This window comes from Cupriavidus mimosae, from assembly GCF_023952485.1.
GTDB classification, from domain to species: Bacteria; Pseudomonadota; Gammaproteobacteria; order Burkholderiales; family Burkholderiaceae; genus Cupriavidus; species Cupriavidus taiwanensis_C.
Genome location: NZ_JALHRY010000001.1, coordinates 477,637 through 496,154, shown reverse-complemented (window position 1 = coordinate 496,154; position 18,518 = coordinate 477,637). Strand labels below are relative to the sequence as shown.

Genomic DNA, 18,518 nt, shown 5'->3' with positions numbered 1-18,518 from the left:
AGCGGCCCCGCATGGCATGCGGTGTCGCGACATCAGGCCGCGTCGGCCGGCTCCGCCGCGCGGGCCTGCGCGTGGGCAATGCCCGCCTCCAGGCGCGCCAGCCCGCGCGACAGTTCGCGCATGGTCGTGGGCGAGACCTCGGACAGCACGTCCTCGAGAAACGCCGAGCGCAGCGGCATGGCGCGCGCCACCACCTCGCGCCCGGCCGGCGACAGCGTGACATGGGTCACGCGGTTGTCGCGCTCGGACGTGGTGCGCTCGACCCAGCCCAGTTCCTGCATGGCCTTGAGCTGGCGCGTCAGCGCACCAGGGTCCATGACGACGAGGTCGGCCAGCGCCTTCTGGCCGATGGCGCCCTCCTGGTGATGCAGCGCATGCAGGATGCGCCAGCGCGGCAAGGGTAGTCCCATGCGCTGCTCGAACGCCCCCGCATAGGCGCGGTAGGTTCGGCCGAACTGCTGCAATACGGCCACGCTCTGTCGCTCCAGTTCCATCCGTTCTCCTCAGGGTAATTTGCCGTCCGTGCTTCAGTCCGCCGCCATCGCCGGCGCGGGGCCGCGGGTCAGCTTGATCGACGGCACCTGGCGCGCGCACCACACCCCCAGCGCGGCCGCCGCCCCCGCCACCACCAGGCCAAGGTGGATGGAGCCCACCAGCGACACACGCGCCTGCTCCAGCAGCAATGCGCCATTGTGCCCGGCCTGCTCCAGCTGGCCGAGCAGCGCCAGCTGCGAAGCCTTGTCGATCAGCACCTGCGGGTCCGCCATGCGCGACGCCCACTGGGTGGCATTGGCGCCGGCCAGCGCGTGCTCAACACCGCCGGTGTAGCTGCGCGTCACCAGCGTGCCCACGATTGCGGTGCCAACCATGCCGCCTACCATGCGCAGCGACTGCAGCATGGCCGTGGCGATGCCAAGGTGCTCGCGCCCCGCGGTCTGCTGGGCGAACACCGTCAGGTTGGGCATGATAAAGCCAAGACCCAGGCCGCCGACCAGCATGATGGCCATCAGCACGCCATGCGGCATGCCACGCGTGGCCTGCGACAGCCCCAGGCATGCCAGCGCCAGCATGCCGAAGCCGGCATAGAGCATGGTGTTCGGCCGGCGGATGCGCGTCACGATGCGGCCGTTAAGGATGCTGCCGACAGTGATGCAGACCACCAGCGGCGTGATCAGTAGCCCCGCCTCCTTGGGCGAGTAGCCGAAGCCGCCCTGGAACAGCAGCGGCGCATACAGCAGCAGCGCAAACATGGTGAAACCGGCGAACACCGAGAGCTTGAACAACGGCGCCAGCCCCGGATCGCGGAACATTTCGACTGGCAGGATCGGATTGGCGCAGCGCCGCTCCCACTGCCACAGCGCCACCAGTGCCACCGCCGCCAGCACGAGCAGGCCCGCGGTATAGGCATCGAGCCCCCGCGCCGGCAACAACTCCACGCTCATCTGCAAGCTGCCGAGCCCCGCCGCGATCAGCAGCGCCCCCAGCCAGTCCACGCGGATCGGCCCGCGATGCGCCTGCTGGCGCAGATGCGGCAGGTAGCGCCAGGCGAACCACAGTCCCAGCACGCCCACTGGCAGGTTGACGTAGAACACCGCGCGCCAGCCGTACCACTCCGTCAGCAGGCCGCCCAGCGACGGTCCGACCGCATTGGCAATGCCAAACGCCGCGCTCAGCATCACCTGCCAGCGCAGCCGCACGTGCGAATCCGGAAACAGGTCGGCGATGCAGGCAAAGGCGGTACCGACCAGCATGCCGCCGCCAATGCCCTGCAGCGCGCGCGCCGCCACCAGGAACGGCATGTTCGGCGCCATGCCGCACAGCGCCGAGGCCACCGAGAACACCACGATCGAGGCCAGCACGAAGGGCTTGCGTCCGTAGTAGTCGCCCAGCCGGCCGAACACCGGCACGGTAATCACCGAGGTCAGCAGGTAGGCCGTGGCGACCCACGCGTAGTACTCGAACCCCTGCAGTTCCGCCACCACCGTGGGCAGTGCCGTGCCGACCACGGTCTGGTCCAGCGCCACCAGCATCACCACGAAGGCCACGCCCAGCATGGCCAGCAGCGACTCGCGAAACGGCAGGACCTGGCCGGGAGGCTGAGGACTTTGTGGTTCGGGGGTCATTTTATTGCTCGATCAATCGTTGCATTGTCAAGAATTATAAGGCAACTTTTGCGGCCTTGCCTTGCCGCCTCAGGCACGGTTGTGATGCCCGCGCCCCGGGGAGCATGAGCGGACGGAAGCCCCGCTACGCCAACAAGGTGGCGCCGGCCCAGGCGATCAACAGGACCCCCAGCACACGGCCGGCGCGCTCGCCGCCGGGCAGGACCTTTTCAACGAAGACCACCACGGACAGCGCGGCGATCCAAACGATGTTCATGATGCCGCCGACGAACAGCAACGCCATCAGCACCCAGCAGCAGCCCACGCAGTAGGCGCCATGGCGCAGGCCGAGCAAGAAGCTGCCGGCGGCGCCGGGACGGCAATGCGCGACCAGGAACGCTGCCGGCGAGCGGCACTGCGCCAGGCAAGCGTGCTTGAGCGGCGAAAACTGATAGACGCCCGCCGCAAGCAGCACGCTCGCGGAAAGGAATGCGCTCTTCGACCACAGCATCATTGCCGAAATGAGGCCGGTCGGTTGCAGCGCCAGCTGCAGCCATGCCGCGCCGATGGCGAATGCCAGCCATGCGGTGAGATAGCCGGCCAGCAGAAGTATCGACGTAGCAACTGACCCGCCGCCGGAGGTGGGGTGATGCCGCAATACCCGCCGATATAGCAAGACGACCGGCGCCGCGCTGGGCGTCATCATTGCGATCATCATCACCCACCACATCAGGATGACGGTGGACAACGGCGTATCCATGCCGCCCATGCCACCGGGCAGCCGATGCGGAAAAAGCGTGACTGCCGTCATGTCGAGCGCAGACATGCCGGTCCCTGCCCCCGTCCACAGATAGCCCCACGACAGCGCGACAATGACGACGATGCCGAATAGCGTGATGGCGCGCTCGCGTCCGAGGACGTATTCGAGACTGCTCATGCGAAACCGCTCATGCGGCAGTGCGATGCCGGATCAGCCCCTTGTTGTTCATGTGCAATCGTGCGAACTGCGCGTAGGCGCCGTTGAGATCCAGGGCGATATTGCCTTGCGAGCGGCTGGTGCCGGAGCCGATCTCGGCAAGCTCGTACTCGAAGCCGTGCGGCAGATCGATCCGGGCACGATGTTCGGCGCCCGTCACCGGGTTGCGGATCGGTTCGCCGACGGTGTCGAACACGCCTTCGACATGGATCCGGCCGCGGCGGGCGTCGACATCGACGTCGAAATCAATTTTCGTGAAGATCGGATCGAAGGCTTGCTCGAGGGTCGACGCGAATACCGCGAACATGGTCGCGAACGGCTCGGTGTCCTGGCCGGTCATGATCTTCAGGACGGCTTCGCGCTGCTCCGGGCTGGCCCGTTCGTCGACGATCGGCTGACACTTTCCTCTCCCTTCGTGGATCGGGCCGGGCCACTGGAACACCACCGCGATGTTTAGGCCGTCGAGTCGCACGTCGCCATAGTAGCCGTCGCTGATCGAGATCGCGCCCATTGCTTCGCAGAAGCCCTTGGTTGGCAGCGCGTTGAACTGGCATGGGCAACCATAGGAGCAATTGCAGTTGATCAGCTCGGTGCCTTGGATTTCCCAGGGGGTCATGGCAGTCCTCCTTGCGCTTGACGTCTTGAGCGCCTGCTTATCGTTCCCGCACGATGGGCAGTCTGGCTTGAATCTAGTGTGCAGCAAGGGGAAGTCAAGACGAGAGCTGTGCAGGCATGTGCGTTGGCCTACCCACCACCCGGCGGTACTGCTGTTCCCGCTGGCGCTGGCGATCCCCACAGCGTACGCGTCTATCGCCTGAGCCGGACGGAGCGGGCGTAACGCCGGTCCCAAGCGATGTGCGTGCCGTATACGACTACCGCCGGATGCGCATGCGATTGCCCGTCGCGCCCGGGCTCTTGCTATTCAGGTTGAATACCCGCCTGCTTCACCAGATTCCCCCAGCGGTCCACCTCGGTGCGCAGCCGGTCGCCGAGTTGGGCGGGGGTCGACGCTTTGAGATCGATGCCCTGGCTGTCGAGCCGGGCTTTGGCCTGCGGACTCGCCAGCGCTGCGCGGACTTCGTCCGCGAGCCGGTTCACCACCGTGGTCGGTGTCCGTGCCGGAGCGACCAGGGCCCACCACTGGCTGACCTGCATGCCCGGGAGCCTGGCTTCGGCGGCGGTCGGCACGCCGGGAAGCGCGGCCACGCGCGCCGGGCCGGTCACCATCAGCGCCGAGATCTTGTTGCCGCCAAGCAGGCTGCTGCCGCTTGCCAGCGTGGCGAAATGCCCCTTGACCAGTTGCGCGGAGACATCGGTCAGCGCTGGCGCCGAGCCGCGGTACGGCACGGGGTCGACCGCGATACCCGCCTGGCTTTCCAGCATCTTGGCGGCCAGATGGCTGATCGACCCGTTGCCACTGGTGGCCAGCTGCAGCGGCGCTCCCGCCTTGCGCGAGTCCGCCAGGAAACGCTGGATCTCTCCGGCGCGGTACTGCGTGCTGTCCGCGAACAGGACCAGCGGCGCCTCGCCCAGCAGTGACACCGGCGTGAAGTCGCGCAACACATCGTAGGGCATCTGGCGGAACACGGATGGCGCAACGGTGTGCGCCAGCTCGATCACGCCCAGCGTGTAGCCATCCGGTGCGGACTTGGCCAGCGTGTCGGCACCGATGCGGCCGGAGGCACCGGCGCGGTTGTCGACCACCACGGGCTGGCCCATCGATTCGCTCATGCGCTGCGCGACCGCACGCGCCAGCGCATCGGTACTGCCGCCGGCGGCCCAGGGCACGATCAGCCGGATCGATTTTTCCGGATAGGCGGCCAGCGCCGGTGGCATATGGGCCGCGAGGCAGCAGGTGATGGCAGTCAGCAGGTAACGCAGCTTCATGATTGTCTCCCCAAGGTGTATGAAATTCATGCCTGGCCCGGATCGCGGTCGCCGCGCGCGGTCAGCATCAGCATCACGGCTTCCGTCCGGTCGATGTGCCCGTCGGCGCGTAGTGCCTGCGCCGCGGCAAGGCCCGCGCCGGCGCACAGTTCGACCCAGAATCCCGCGGCGGCGAGATGGCGGGTGCCGTCGCGTGCCGCCGCGTCGTCGATGACCACCGCGCCGCCGCCCGAGCGCCTGACGGCAAGGACCTGCTGCGCGGTCACGGTGGAGCCGGCGGTAGAGAACTGCAGGGTCGTGCCGGCGAAGTCGGACTGCTGCGATGCGCCGGCCAGCACCCGCGACAGCCGCGGGAACGGCTCGACCGCCCAGAGTCGCGGCAGTTTCGGCAGGTGCCCCAGCGCGACAAGGTCCCGCAGCGCGCTGTAGATGCCCCACAACAAATCGCCGCGCGCGGTGGGAACGATGACATGGTCGGGCCGGCACCCTTGCGCCACCCACTCCAGCGCCACGGCCCGATACCCTTCCACCCCGAATACGGGGCTGCCGACCGCCGGCACGCTGTAGTTGGTCAGCGCAAAGGCACCGTCGTCCCGTACGCGCCGGCGCACATGCGCCCAGCGCGTATGACCGCTATCGCAAACGACGCGCCGTGCGCCGTAATGGCGTAACCCCGCGTCGAACACGGCGGGCAGCGCCTGGTAAGTCGCCACTTCGCAGTCCAGTCCGGCGGCGGCGCAATAGGCCGCCGCCGAGACCGCGGCGTTGCCGCTGGATGCCAGCACCACCTCGCGCGCGCCGATATCGAGGGCCCGGCTGACGGCCTGCGCCGACATGCGGTCCTTGTGCGAGCCGGTCGGGTTCGCGCCTTCGTTCTTGATCCAGACCGACGCCACGTCGGCCAGCGACGCCAGCGCCGGCACCGGAATGCATGGCGTGGCCCCCTCCCCCAGTGACATGCCGTCCAGGTAGGGCTGCCAGTGGCCCCATGTATAACTTCCGCTTTTCGGTGCAAAATCCAGTGCCTGGGCGTCGTAGACCGCCTCAAGGCTGCTTGGATGGCCGGCGACCGCGCAGGCCGGGCAGCCCTCCGGCATCTCGTCGAGCGGATAGCGGGCGTGGCAGGTAATGCATCGCAGCTCCTGCATTGCCGGGTTGATGAGCGGTCGGGTCTGAGGCAGATTGCCGCTGGCGCGCATGGTAAAGGCCGGAGTGAAGGTGGCACGAGTCTATGCGAGGCCACGCTGCCTATGTGCAGGCGCGCCGATGATCGACTTAAGTAAAACTTATAGGGTAGAGATGGAGACAGCCGCCGATTCGGGCATCAGCGCCCGGCAGGTCGAGGTGTTCCGCATAGTCATGCGCCTGGGATCGGCGCGCCGTGCCGCCGAGGCCCTGCATATCAGCCAGCCCGCCGTGACCCAGATCGTGCTGCAGCTGGAAAAAGCGGCGCGACTAAGGCTGTTCGACCGCAGCAAGGGGCGCATGGTGCCGACGCCCGAGGCCGCGTCCCTGATGGACGAAGTCGAACGCGTCTATGTCGGCCTCGACGCCGTGCAGCGCCGGATCGATCAGCTGCGCGCCCATGAAGATACGGTGCTGCGCGTGGGAGTGCTGCACGCCATGGCGTCCAGCGTCGCGCCGACGGCGGTGGCGGACTTCGTCCACCGCTATCCGCGCGTTCGCTGCCAGCTGGAGGTCGACAGTTCCCGCGGCCTGCGCGAGCGCTTGCTTCAGCGCGAGCTCGATATCGCCTTCATGGGCGACGAAGCGGACACCAGCGGACTGACTGCTTCCGAGTTCTACGCAGTGCAGGCCGTTTGCGTCGCGCCCGCGACACACCCGTTCGCGGCGCGCGCGAAAATAGCCATCGAGGATCTGGTCGACGTACCCCTGATCGGCCTCGACCCCGGCGATCCCGCGCAACGCCGGCTGCAGGCATGCTTTGCCGAACTGGGCATCGTGCCGCGTTTCGTGGCGACGACACCGTACAGCCATACGCAATGTTCCCTGGCGCTGGCCGGCGCGGGCCTGGCCATTACCAATCCCCTGGTCGCCCGCACCTACGTCGCGCTCGGGTTGCGCAGCGTCCCTTTGAGCATTCCGGTCCGATTCCGCGCCATCCTGGCGTTCCATCCGGGCCTGGGCCAATCCACCGCGGCACAGCAGTTCGTGAGCCTGTGCCGTCAGCGCCTGGCCGATCTGCAGTAAGGCAGGCGCGACCGCAGCGCCATGTCAGGCGGCGTGGCTGCCGCACTGCGCTTCCAGCCGCTGCGCCAGTTGCTCCAGTTCCGCGTGGATGGCCTGCCAGTCGGCACCGATGGCACCCAGCCCCGCGCGCCGCACGGTCTGTTCCAGCCAGCGGCAGGCCTGGCTCTGGACCGGATGGCCCATCACCGACAGCGCACCGGCCAGGCCGTGCAGGCGCTCGGCGAAGGTCTCGGCATCGCCCGCGCGCAGCGCCTCGGCCAGGGCGCGCTGGTCATTGCGCAGCGCATCGGCGTGCAGCACGGCGCCCCCGGCGTGCCGGTCGGGCTCCGTACGCGCGGCTACGCGGCTGCCGGAGATGTCCTCGAGCAGCTCGCGCAGCGTGGCCAGGCCCACCGGCTTGGTCAGGCAGCGGTCGATGCCGGCGTGCCGGCAGCGCTCGGATACATCGGGTCCCACGCTCGCCGTGATGGCGACAAGGGGCATGGCGTGTCCCGCCTCGCGCAAGCGCCGCGCCAGCGTGAAGCCGTCCATGCCCGGCATCTGCAGGTCGGTCAGGATCAGGTCATAGTGCCGGCCCGACGCCAGCGACAGGGCCTCGGGACCGTCGTGGGCCAGGTCGACCGTTTGCCCCAGGCTTTCCAGCTGCTCGCGCATGACCACCTGGTTGATGGGATGGTCTTCCACCAGCAGCAAGGCCAGCTGCGCCGCCGGCGCCTCGGCGCGAACCGGCGCCGCGGCGGGCACCGCCTCCATCTCCGCGCCCGCCGCGGCCGCGATCGCGGCGACCAGGCCCTGCCAGGCGTAAGGCGAGGCCACCACGGGGGTCTGGGCCAGGTCCGGCGCGATCGGTGCCAGCGCGGAAATCACCACATCGGCATCGGGGCAGGCCGACAGCGCCTCTTCGTCGCAGACCAGCACGTCGACCGGCGTCACCGGGGGCGCGCCGGGATCGTACCGGACCGCGCGTGCGCCGTAGTACCGCAGCAACTGCTCGACGCCCTGGTAAAGCTCCTGCAAGGTGACGTTCAGGCCGACGCTCAGGCCGCGCAGCGCGGCCTGCGGCCAGGGCTGCGCTGGCGTCGCGATGCCGGCGCTGGCCAGCGGCAGGCAGACGATAAAGCAGCTGCCCAGGCCCGGCTCGCTGACCACGCGGATCTCGCCGCGCATCAGTTCGACCAGCCGCCTGCAGATCGACAAACCCAGGCCGGTGCCGCCATAGTGGCGCGTATCGGGCTGCTCGGCCTGCACGAACGGCTCGAACAGGCGGCGCTGGTCGTGCGCCGCAATGCCGATGCCGGTATCGACCACGCGGATCTCGACGCCTTCGGCGCCGCCGCCCTGGGCAGGCCGCATGCGCCTGGCCGTGACGATCACCTTGCCCTGCTCGGTGAACTTCACCGCATTGCTGACCAGGTTGTTCAGGATCTGCTCCAGCTTGACCACATCGGCCATCACCGGTTCGGACAGCGACGGATCGTTGATGCACAGCAGGCGCAGGTGCTTGCGCGCGGCTTCGGCGGCAAAGCCCCGGGTCACTTCCTCGACCACCTCGTCAAGCCGGCACGGCCGCGGCTGCAGCGACATTTGCCCGGCCTCGATCTTGCTGAAGTCGAGCACGTCGTTGATGATGTCGATCAGCGATTGCGAGGCGTGCTGCATTACGGCCAGCTGATCGCGCTGGCGCGGCTCGAGCCGGGTCAGGCTCAGCAGTTCGATGCTGCCCAGCATGCCGTTGAGGGGTGTGCGGATTTCGTGGCTCATGGTGGCCAGGAACGCGGACTTGGCCCGGTTGGCGGCATCCGCCGCGCGGATCGCCTCGTGCAGGCGCGCCTCGCCGCGGCGCGCCTCGGTAACGTCATTGAGCGCGCACAGCAGGGCCGCGCGGACTTCGTAGGTGATCTGTACCAGGCGCACTTCCAGGTAGCGCGTCTCGCCGTTGCTGCAAGCCATGTCGACATCGAAGCAAGGCAGCACCTGCGGCGGGCCTTCGGCGCTGGCACCGCAGCTGGCCAGGCGCGCTTCGCAGGCGTCCTGCAACTGCGCCAGCCCGGCGGGCGTGGCCTGGTCGATCAGTGCCTGGGCCGCGGCATTGGACAGCAGCACCTGGCGCGTGTTGCGCTCGACGATCATCAGGCCCACGCCCGCCACTTCGATCACGAAGCGACCCAGCGCATCGCTTTCCTGCAAGCGCCGGGACTGGCGTTGCGCCGGCCGCATGATGCGCCGGTCGATCAGCCAGATCCACGCGAAGATCAGCAGCGACAGCGAACCGGTCAGCCCCACCATCCACAGCGTGTTCTCCCGGAACTGCCGCCACACGCGGCCGAGATCGACCACGCTCACGGTGCGCCAGCCCCAGGCGTCGAGCGGATAGTCCAGCACCACCACGTGCCGCAGCAGCCCGTACCGCACCAGCGATGAACGCACCGTGCCCGGCCGCGCGCCGCCGGCCGCAAGCGCCGCGGCGACGGGCGCCGCGAGCGGGCCGGCCGGCATGCCGTCGGCGCCCAGCACCATGCCGGCATCGGTCAGCAGCATGAAGTCGCTATCCTCGGGCGGGTCGTCGGGGAGCATCGGGGACAGCGGGAACTCCATCGCCAGCACCGCTGCCGGCTCGCCGCCGTCCTGCACCAGGGTGGCAAAGGTGACCGTGCGGATGCCGCTGATCCAGTCCTGTGCCGGCGCCAGCATCACCGCCTGGCCCGGGTATGCGCGCAGGCGCGCCACCAGCGCATCGCCGCGCAGGCGCTGCAGGGTATTGCGCAGAAATACCTGGCGCGCGTCATCGCGCTGCAACAGCATGCGCGCCGGATTCAGCCGGCGCGGAATGACGTACAGCTGGTCGGCGTGCAGGTCGATCAGGTAAGCGTTCTGCACATCGCGGTATTGCAGGTTGTTGACGCGGAAGGTGAACGTCATGACGTGGGCCAGGTCCTTCAGCCGCTTGCCAGGCTGGCTGGCTGGCGCGGGCGGCACCAGCAACGCGATGTAGGGCCGGTCGCCGCGGCGCTGCAGGCGCTCGGACCATTGCGCGTCGCTGACCGCCGCGACATCGTCGGCGAGGCCGATATCGGACAGCCGCGCCAGCGATCCCTGTGCGCGCACGGTCAGCGCCTCGGCCAAGTGCAGCGTGGACTGCAGCTGTTCGGACTGCGCGTGCAGCACCATGCCCTGCCGGTCGATCGCCTCGCGCAGGCGGTAATGGAGCAGCACGCCCCAGGACAATACGGTCAGGCCCACCACGCAGGCCGAGAACAGATAGACCAGATAGCGGATCTGGCGAATGCTCAACGGCAATGCGGCGCTGGTGTCGGCCGGCATCAGCCTTTTCATTGCTTACCTCGTAATCACCTCGACCGGCCCGGGCGCGTGCTGCGCCGGGCTTCTCACAACATGCCGCGCTGGATGGCGAAGGCGGCGAGCTCGACGTCGTTGTCGGCGCCGACCTTGCGCATGACGCTCTGCTTCTGCGTACTGATGGTCTTGACGGTGCGCCCGGTCCGCACCGCGATTTCGGTCACGGACAGGCCGGACAGATAGAGCCGCAGCACTTCGCTTTCGCGGGTAGTGAGCAGTTCGGCCCAGTCGTCGAAGTCGCCAAGGCCGCGGCAGCGCCGGCCCCAGATCAGGTCACAGGCGATTTCCGACACCGAAGCCAGATCCAGGTGTGCCATCCGCACCGCCTTCACGACCTCGTCGGCGTGGTCGCGGGCGGTCACGACATTGCGGCAGCCATCCTTGATCAGTTGCAGCACGCCGGCGCGGTCCGCGATATTGGCGATCGCGACCACGCGTTGCCGGCCCAGCGAGGCGAGCCGCGCACCCAGGCGCGCGTAGCTGCCGGAACGCGCATCGTTGCCGGTGCCGAGCGGGAACCGCAGTGCCACCACGTCGCAAACGCCGTGCCCCAGCGCCTGCACCAGGCCGCGCTCGTCGGCGACCAGGCCTGCCAGTTCAATGCAGGCGCTGGCCTCGAGCCGCCGGCCCAACAGCCGCCGCATCACGGGTTGCGAGTCCGCGACGATCACCCGGATTTTTTTCATGACCGCTTTACGCTCCAGCGTTGTCCCGGTCTCAGGATGGGCCATGCGCATGGCTTTCGAAATCAGCCAAGCCTGAAATGTCCGCGGTATTTTCTGATCAGCAGCTGCCGAGGGGCCGCGCGGCCGCGCGCAGGCCGGCAATAACGGCGCGAGTCAGCGCCGCGCGCAAATCGGCGGTGAAAAAGAGAGAGGGGAAGAGCGAGGGGAAAAAAGGAAGCCTAACCTGGATTGCTCACGCGGCCGCGATTATTACGCACCGCCAAGCAGGCCGTTGGTGCGGGCATATTCGTAAAGCTCATAATCGTTTGCCAGGCCCAGCTTTTTCATGGCAATGCTTTTTTGCGCGCTGATGGTCTTGCTGCTGCGATTGGCCTGGCGCGCAATCTCGATGACCGGCACGCCGGCCGCGCACTGGCGGATCACTTCAAGTTCCCGGCGCGTCAGGATCGGCCGGCGCGACAGTTCATCGAGCCCGCCCGAGGCAAGAATGGCGCGCACCGAGGCCGGCTGGTAGCTCAGGCCGCTGAACGCGGCGCGCACCGCGGGAATCAGTTCCTGGACCGGATCGGTCTTGTTGAGGATCACCGAAATTCCGACTTTCTGGATATTGCGGATCAGCGCCGGATTATCCAGCATGGTCATGACCACGATGCGCGTGGTGGGATAGCGGCGCCGCAGCATCTGCAGCATCGGCAGGCCATCGCCAAACTGCCCGCCGGGCATGGAGTAATCGGTGACGATGACGTCGCAGTCGGTGCTTTCAAGCAACGATACCAGTTGCGTCGAATTGGTGGCGCTGCCCACGACCTGCATGCCCACTTCGAGGGCCAGCACACGACTCATTCCGTCAAGGACGACGGGGTGGTCATCGGCGATGATTATTTTGATCATTCTTACCCCCTGATTTTTCGGTTCCATGGCCACGCAGCGGTGTGCCTAAGAACTGAGCCGGTATTCAATACCGGTCATCTTCGCTGACTTGAATATTAGGAGTCTTCCGAAAAACCCGAATTAAGGTATTCCTTAAATAGTACTCCGCCAATCGCCAGGATGGCCGTTCCGGCTGCCGCTTTTGCTGCCGTTCTGGCTGCATTTCTGTCCGCTTGCCGGATCCTCGGGCTCGTCGAAGTACGCTGCAAGATACAAAGCCAGGTTGTCGACATGGGCCTGCACGGCCTCCTGCGCCTGCGCCACATCCAGTTCCAGTTCCCGGCACAACGCGACGATTTCTTCGCCGTCTGCGGCCAGTGCCATGGCGCCGCGCATGCGATGGACGTGGTGGCGGATCGCCTGCCATTCCCCGCTGCGCGCGGCAGCGGACAGTGCCGCGAAATCGTCGCGCATGGTATGCGCCAGCAGCGCCAGGCTGGCGGCGCTGTCAGGGATTCGCGGCAACCCCGCTTCGTCGTCGGCCGATCGCACCTGCCCGGCCGCATGTGCCGGCAGCACTGCCCGCAGGCACTCGGCCAGGGGACCGAGCAAGACGGGCTTGAACAGGTAACGGTCCATGCCGGCTTCCAGGCAGCGCTCCGCCTCGCCCTGCGCGATGCTCGCGGTCAGCCCGACGATCGGTACGGTCACCCCTTGCGCCCGCAGCCTGCGGCTCAGTTCATTGCCGTCCATGCCGGGCATGTGGACATCGGTGAGCACCAGGTCGAAGGTGCGCTGCTGCCACAGCGCCAGCGCTTCTTCACCGCCGCTCGCCAGCGTGGCGCGGCAGCCAAGGCGGTCGAGCTGCTGCTGCATCAGCAGCCGGTTGTAGGGATGATCGTCGACCACCAGAATCTCCAGGCCCAGCTGGGGCACGGGATTGGCTGCTGTCGCCGCTGGCGGCGCGCTCGCCGGCTTCATGCCGGCGGCCAGGCACAGCGCGCGCAGGATGCCGGCCTGGTGATAGGCATTGACCAGCCAGCTGCCGCCGGCGAGCTGCGGTTCAGCCGGGCCATCGGCACGTCCGAACACCACGCCGGCATAGCCCTGCGGAATCGCCGCGATACGGCGGGTGGCGACGAACAGCACCATGCCGGGTTCCGGCGCGGGCCCGTCGCAGGCGATCGCCTTGCACCCCGTCGCGCGCAGGGTCTCGATGGCATGGTTGCGGATCTCGTCGTCCTCGGTCAGCACGGCCACCGGCGGCAGCACCGGTTCCAGCGCCGGGCGCGGCCCCGCCTGCGGCAGCCGCAGCAAGACCCGGAACACGCTGCCCTTGCCGGGCTCGCTGTGCACCGAAACGCTGCCATTCATCAGCGCGGCCAGCCGCCGGCAGATCGACAAGCCCAGGCCCGTGCCGCCATACCGCCTGGCGGTGGACGGGTCGGCCTGCACGAATGGCTCGAACAGTTTTTCCTGTACTTCGGGCGCGATGCCCGGCCCGGTATCCGCCACCTCGAGCTGGATCGTGATCGTGCCTGCAGGGTCGGCAGCCTCCGGCACAGCGGTTCCCTCTTCGCGCGGCGCGCGCCCCAGGCGCACGATGACATGGCCCGTGGCGGTGAACTTCAGCGCATTGCCGAGCAGGTTACCGATGATCTGGCGCACCCGCACGGGGTCGCCTGCCAGGCACGGCAGGCCCGGCTCCGGATAGCACGACAGCGCAATCCCCTTTTGCAGTGCGATCGGCGCGTGCGCCCGCACCGTCGACTCGAGCAGGTCGACCGGATCGAACGGCACGCTGTCCAGCTGCATCTGGCCCGCTTCCGCGCGCGAGTAGTCGAGCAGGTCGTCCAGGATCTGCAGCAGCAGCTGCGACGAAGACTGGATGGTCGAAAGCATCTCAAGCTGGCTGTGCCCCAGGGCTGTCAGCGACAGCAGTTCCAGCGTGCCCAGCATGCCGTACAACGGCGTGCGGATCTCATGGCTCATGGTGGCCAGAAAGCGCAGCTTGGTGGCGCTGGCCTCGTCGGCAAGCTGGCGCGCGCGGGCCAGCTTGCGGTTCGCCTCGCGTTCTTCCGTGACATCATGGATCGCGCACAGCAACACGTCCTCGCCCTCGAAGCGGGTACGGCGGCCGACCACCAGCACATCGCGCGCGCCGCCGGCGCCGGCAGGCACCCGCACCTCCAGACGCACGGGCGTTTCGCCGCGCCGCGCCAGGATGGCGTCCAGCCATGGCCGGCCTTGCGTGCGCGCATCGAGCGGCAGCCATTGCGCGGCCAGCGCGTTCTCGGCGCGCACATGCGCATCGGCGGTGCGCACCACCCGCAGGCCCACCGGCGCGGCCTGCATCACCGTGCGGTTGAAGCGCTCGCTGTCCTCGATGCGCTCGGCGTTGCGCTGCATCGGCACCAGGACCCGGCGCCGGACCATGCGCGCGCCTTGCAGCACCGCGGCGACGCCGAGCCCATAGAGCAGCAGCGCCACGCCCAGCGCCAGCCCGTGGTCGGCCAGGCCTCGCGACAGCGGATAGGCATAGGCCGCGCGCCAGCCGTGGTCGCGCGCCATGCTACCGATCATCAGGCTGCCTTGCTCGAACCAGTAGGCCACGCCCTGCTCGCCGGCGGCCAGTTCGCGCGCGACGCGGTCGCTCATGGCCTGCGTGTGCAGCCAGCCGGCATCGCGGCCCTGGAACAGCAGCTTGCCGCGCTCATCGAAGAACACGGCGCGCTTGCCCGATACCTGCTGCACCGCTTGGGTGGCCCCCGGCAGGCTGACATCGCCCATCAGGGTGCGGATCGGAATGGCGGTCGCGGTATAGCCGAGCAGCGTTCCGGTGGCGTTGCGAACGGGCAGGAAGCAGCTCAGCATGGTTTCCTGGCCGATCAGGCCCGGATAGGGACCGGCCCACAGCGGCGTGCTCGCCGGCGTCGAGGCCCGCGCCTCGCGCGACCGGCGCGCCAGCGCCTTGGCCCAGTTGCTGACGGCATCGGCAACCAGCGGCCCGCTCAGCGGCAGCGCCGCCGGCAGCGCGGGGGTCACCAGCGCCTCGCTGCCGTCCGCCAGCAGAAACACCGAGCGCACGCCCTGCGGCGCCGTGCCCCAGTACGCGCGCTCGAAGATGGCAAAGCGGATGATGTGCGACACCGCCGCGGAGCGGTCGGCGCCCGGCACCGGCGCGCCGCGCATCAGGGTCGCGGGATTGATCAGCCCGGGCAAGTCGACGGCTCGCGCGCTGCCCGCGGGCACGGCCATCAGCAAGGCTTCCAGCTGGGTCGCGGGCCGGTCGCTGCGCACCAGCCGGTACTCTGGCCCGGTAATCTCGGCCATGCGCCGGATAAAGTACTCGTGGATGGCCTTGGCCGCCAGCACGGCGCCAAAGTGCTGGCGCGCGGCCCATGCCTGCTCCCAGACGACGCGCTGGAACCGGCTATGCAGAAACAAGGCGAGGCAGCCGCTGATGACCACGATCAGCAGGGCGGCAACGACGGCGAGAAGGCGACCGGGAAACTGCTTGCTTGCGCGAGACAGCCAATTGGGCATTGGCGAAACTCCTTCTCAGCAACCTGCCTGACGCGGCTCGGGAACCGGGCCGTCTTCCGGCGCCCGATGGCCGGGGAATTGCCTATGGATTATGCATCAACATCCCGGCTCTTCCTGGCACGCCGCCGTGTCGCGATGGCTGGCGGGCCATGGACGACGTCATGGCCCCGGGTCAGCGCGCCGCCGATGCCACGCAGGCCGCGTCAAGCACTGCCAGCGGATTGGCCGGGCGCGCCGTTTCCGGCGGAAGCGCATAGCGCAGCGCGCACGAGGATTTCGCATCGCTGCCCCATTTCACCAGCAGTTCGCCGCGGTCCTGCTTCAGCCCGCGCACGATCAGGCGTCCGCCCTGCCCGACGGTGCCGGCCGCCTGGCCCTGCGCATCGGTGACCTCCGCCCCGAACGGCAGCGGCGCCCCATCCGGGCCCATGACCCGCAGGATCGCTGCGCGCCCGGGGTTCTCGGTCTCGAACTTCATCTTCACGATGGCGCCCGCGGTGGGTGCGGTGTTTTGCTGCGTAGTCTTCAGCGCCACGCTGAGCGGCAGCCCCTTGGGATCGATCTCGATCTGGTTGCGGGAGAACGGCGTCAGGCTCGGCACGAGGGCGTGGCCCCACGGGTCCACGCGCAGGCCGCTGCCATTGGTCACGCGCGCGCCGGCTGCGTCCGCGGCCTCGATAATGGCCATGGTGTCGCCCGGCATCGGCGTGAACGCCACGCCGCCGGCATAGGCAACGATGCCGCCGCTGATGCCGAAGCCGGCCTGCGAGTAGTTGCGGCCCTTGCTGGCGCTGGCGGTGACGGTGGCAAATGGCGACACATAGCCGACGTTCGCGCCCACGGTGGCGGTGTCGGTGCTGTTGCCGCCGCCGGTGTAGCCGGCATTGATGCCGTAGGTGAAGGCGTTGTCGTCGCCGAGCGTGCCGGACACCGATTCCTGCAGCGAGGTACCGCCAGCGGAGTCGTGCGACAGGCTGGTCATCGAGTACGGCGCATGCTGGCCACTGCCCAGCGGGATGCCCACCGTGAGCATCACCCGGTTATCCCATTTGCCCGCATTGACATTGAACTGGCGCGACGCCGAGACCCCGTAGTTGATGCGTTTGTAGCTGTTGTTGTAGCCCGCCTGGAACTGGGTGTCGCTGCCGCTGCGGTTCCAGTAGTTCTGCGTGGACCCGGTCAGGTAGAACGAGCCGTAGCCTTGCGGCAGCATCTGGTTGATGGTCACCTGCAGCCGGCCGCGCTGGATCCCGCCCATGAACATGCCCGCGGCCATGCCGCGCTGTTCCAGGTCGCGCAGCGCCATGGCATCGGACATGCTGAGGTAGCCGCTGCTGGAGTAGCGGTAGGCGGCCAGGGTCAGGTTGGTGTTGGTCGGCGCCACCAGCTTGCTGTAAGACAGCCGCAGGCTCTGGCCTTCGCGCCCGCCCGCCTCCTGCAGCGTGGTCCAGGCTTGCGTGATGTCGGCACCGAAGGCGCCCAGGTCAGTGTTCAGCGCCCCGCCGCCCATCACCGCGGTGTAGTCCTGCGCCACGATAAAGCCGCCGTAGCCCGTCACCATATTGCTGATGCCATGCTGGACCGTGGCCTGCATCATCATCGGCCGGCTGTGGAGCGAGACATTGCGGTATTGCCCCACGGTAATGCTGTAGCGCGTGATGCCCGGGCGCAGCGCATTGACGGCCGCGGCAAAAGGCAGGCGCGAGATGCGCACGTTGCCGTCGGCTTCGGTGATCACCAGTTCGAGGTCGCCCCCATATCCGGTCGGATACAGGTCGGTAATCTCGAACGCGCCCGGCGCCACCGTGGTTTCGTAAATGATGTTGCCGCTCTGGCGCACCTGCACCCTGGCATTGCTGTTGGCAATGCCGCGCACGACCGGCGCATAGCCGCGTTGCGATTCCGGGTACATGCGGTCGTCGCCGGCAATCTGCACGCCGCGAAACCCAAAGCTGTCGAACAGGGCCCCGTCGGTATAGGCCTCGCCGATCACCAGCTGGCTGCGGATCGGCGCCAGCGAGCGCTGCAGGCTAGTCTGCACGCTCTGGTAGCGGCTGCCCTCGAAATCGCCATGGGTCAGGTTGCCGACATGGCGGAAGCGCCAGCCGCCGAAATTGAAGCCTGCGTTCAGCCCGACGTAGCTCTGCGTGGTCGAGAACCCCGCCGCATCCGAGTGGTAGACGTTGGCGTTGTACTGCAGCCGCGCCGCGGTGACGCCCTCGTCCCAGTACTTGGGATCGACATAGCCGCGCGCCGTGCGCGACATGGCAATCTGGGGCACGGACACGTCCAGCCGCTGCTCGCCGTTGTCGAAGCTGGCGGTGGCATCGGGCACCAGCTCGGGCAGCGCCACGCAGCCCGCCACCAGTTTTGCCGAGGCCTCGGGCGAGAGTTTCGACAGGTCGATGCCGATGCGCTCGACCGCGGCGCGGTCGAAGCAGGGCTGCACGTTGCGCGTATCGTCGCCGACCTGTCGCAGCGTCGCCTCGGTCCGGCCCAGCCAGGCATCGTTCACGTAGAGCTCTGCGCGATAGCTTCCGGGCAAGGCCACGTTGCCCTTGTTGAAGCGGCTCACGTCGATGCGGACGCCGCCCGGCTGCTGCAGGAAGGTGTCGTTGAACTCGACTTCGGCGAGCATGGTCGAAGCGCCGGGGCCGCCAACCGCTCCCCATGCATTCACGCTGGCAAACAAGGACAACACCACCGCGCTGGCCGGACGCAGCCGCGACGGGAACGACGAGGTCTTCTGGGTTTTCATGGTCTATGCCGGATAACTGGCACTGCGCGGGCAACACTTGCCCCTGCCGCCTGCGCGGCATCGTCAATCGAAGGCATTCAGCCTGGAGGTTCGCCGGGCGGCGCCCGGCGCTAGGTCAGCGCGAA

Annotated in this window: 12 protein-coding genes; 1 reads left to right on the top strand and 11 read right to left on the bottom strand. The window is 68.1% G+C overall.

Annotated features, from left to right (window positions below; all coding sequences use genetic code 11):
• Window positions 1-32: 32 nt before the first annotated feature.
• The 6 genes from MKD50_RS02165 to MKD50_RS02140 form a co-directional block, all read right to left on the bottom strand.
• A complete protein-coding gene (locus MKD50_RS02165) occupies window positions 33-494 on the bottom strand; it encodes a MarR family winged helix-turn-helix transcriptional regulator (protein ID WP_092310935.1) in 462 nt (153 codons plus the stop codon).
• Between the two features lie 33 nt (window positions 495-527).
• Window positions 528-2,123, bottom strand: a complete 1,596-nt coding sequence (locus MKD50_RS02160; protein ID WP_252666247.1) for an MDR family MFS transporter — start codon at window positions 2,121-2,123, stop codon at window positions 528-530.
• 124 nt (window positions 2,124-2,247) lie between these two features.
• The gene (locus MKD50_RS02155; RefSeq protein WP_252666246.1) at window positions 2,248-3,039 is read right to left on the bottom strand and encodes a DUF2182 domain-containing protein; all 792 of its coding nucleotides are present in this window, start codon (window positions 3,037-3,039) and stop codon (window positions 2,248-2,250) included.
• Window positions 3,040-3,049: 10 nt separating this feature from the next.
• The gene (locus MKD50_RS02150) at window positions 3,050-3,694 is read right to left on the bottom strand and encodes a DUF1326 domain-containing protein (RefSeq protein ID WP_252666245.1); all 645 of its coding nucleotides are present in this window, start codon (window positions 3,692-3,694) and stop codon (window positions 3,050-3,052) included.
• A gap of 302 nt (window positions 3,695-3,996) precedes the next feature.
• Entirely contained in the window at window positions 3,997-4,965 is a 969-nt protein-coding gene (locus MKD50_RS02145) for a tripartite tricarboxylate transporter substrate binding protein (protein WP_240071039.1), read from the bottom strand.
• Between the two features lie 26 nt (window positions 4,966-4,991).
• Window positions 4,992-6,113 carry a pyridoxal-phosphate dependent enzyme gene (locus MKD50_RS02140; RefSeq protein ID WP_252666244.1) on the bottom strand — a complete coding sequence of 374 codons (1,122 nt, stop codon included), beginning with the start codon at window positions 6,111-6,113 and terminating at the stop codon, window positions 4,992-4,994.
• A gap of 118 nt (window positions 6,114-6,231) precedes the next feature.
• On the opposite strand from MKD50_RS02140, the gene MKD50_RS02135 reads away from it, so the two are divergent.
• Window positions 6,232-7,176 (top strand): LysR family transcriptional regulator, encoded by a 945-nt coding sequence (locus tag MKD50_RS02135; RefSeq protein ID WP_252666243.1) that lies wholly within the window; start codon window positions 6,232-6,234, stop codon window positions 7,174-7,176.
• Between the two features lie 24 nt (window positions 7,177-7,200).
• On the opposite strand, the gene MKD50_RS02130 is transcribed toward MKD50_RS02135, so the two are convergent.
• From MKD50_RS02130 to MKD50_RS02110, 5 genes are all read right to left on the bottom strand, one after another.
• The gene (locus MKD50_RS02130; RefSeq protein WP_252666242.1) at window positions 7,201-10,509 is read right to left on the bottom strand and encodes a hybrid sensor histidine kinase/response regulator; all 3,309 of its coding nucleotides are present in this window, start codon (window positions 10,507-10,509) and stop codon (window positions 7,201-7,203) included.
• A 53-nt stretch (window positions 10,510-10,562) separates the two neighbouring features.
• Window positions 10,563-11,270 carry a response regulator transcription factor gene (locus MKD50_RS02125; protein ID WP_252666241.1) on the bottom strand — a complete coding sequence of 236 codons (708 nt, stop codon included), beginning with the start codon at window positions 11,268-11,270 and terminating at the stop codon, window positions 10,563-10,565.
• 198 nt (window positions 11,271-11,468) lie between these two features.
• The gene (locus MKD50_RS02120; protein WP_115701824.1) at window positions 11,469-12,110 is read right to left on the bottom strand and encodes a response regulator; all 642 of its coding nucleotides are present in this window, start codon (window positions 12,108-12,110) and stop codon (window positions 11,469-11,471) included.
• 132 nt (window positions 12,111-12,242) lie between these two features.
• Complete coding sequence (locus MKD50_RS02115; RefSeq protein ID WP_252666240.1) at window positions 12,243-15,635, bottom strand: ATP-binding protein; 3,393 nt, start codon at window positions 15,633-15,635, stop codon at window positions 12,243-12,245.
• Window positions 15,636-15,807: 172 nt separating this feature from the next.
• Entirely contained in the window at window positions 15,808-18,393 is a 2,586-nt protein-coding gene (locus MKD50_RS02110) for a fimbria/pilus outer membrane usher protein (RefSeq protein ID WP_252666239.1), read from the bottom strand.
• Window positions 18,394-18,518: the final 125 nt, after the last annotated feature.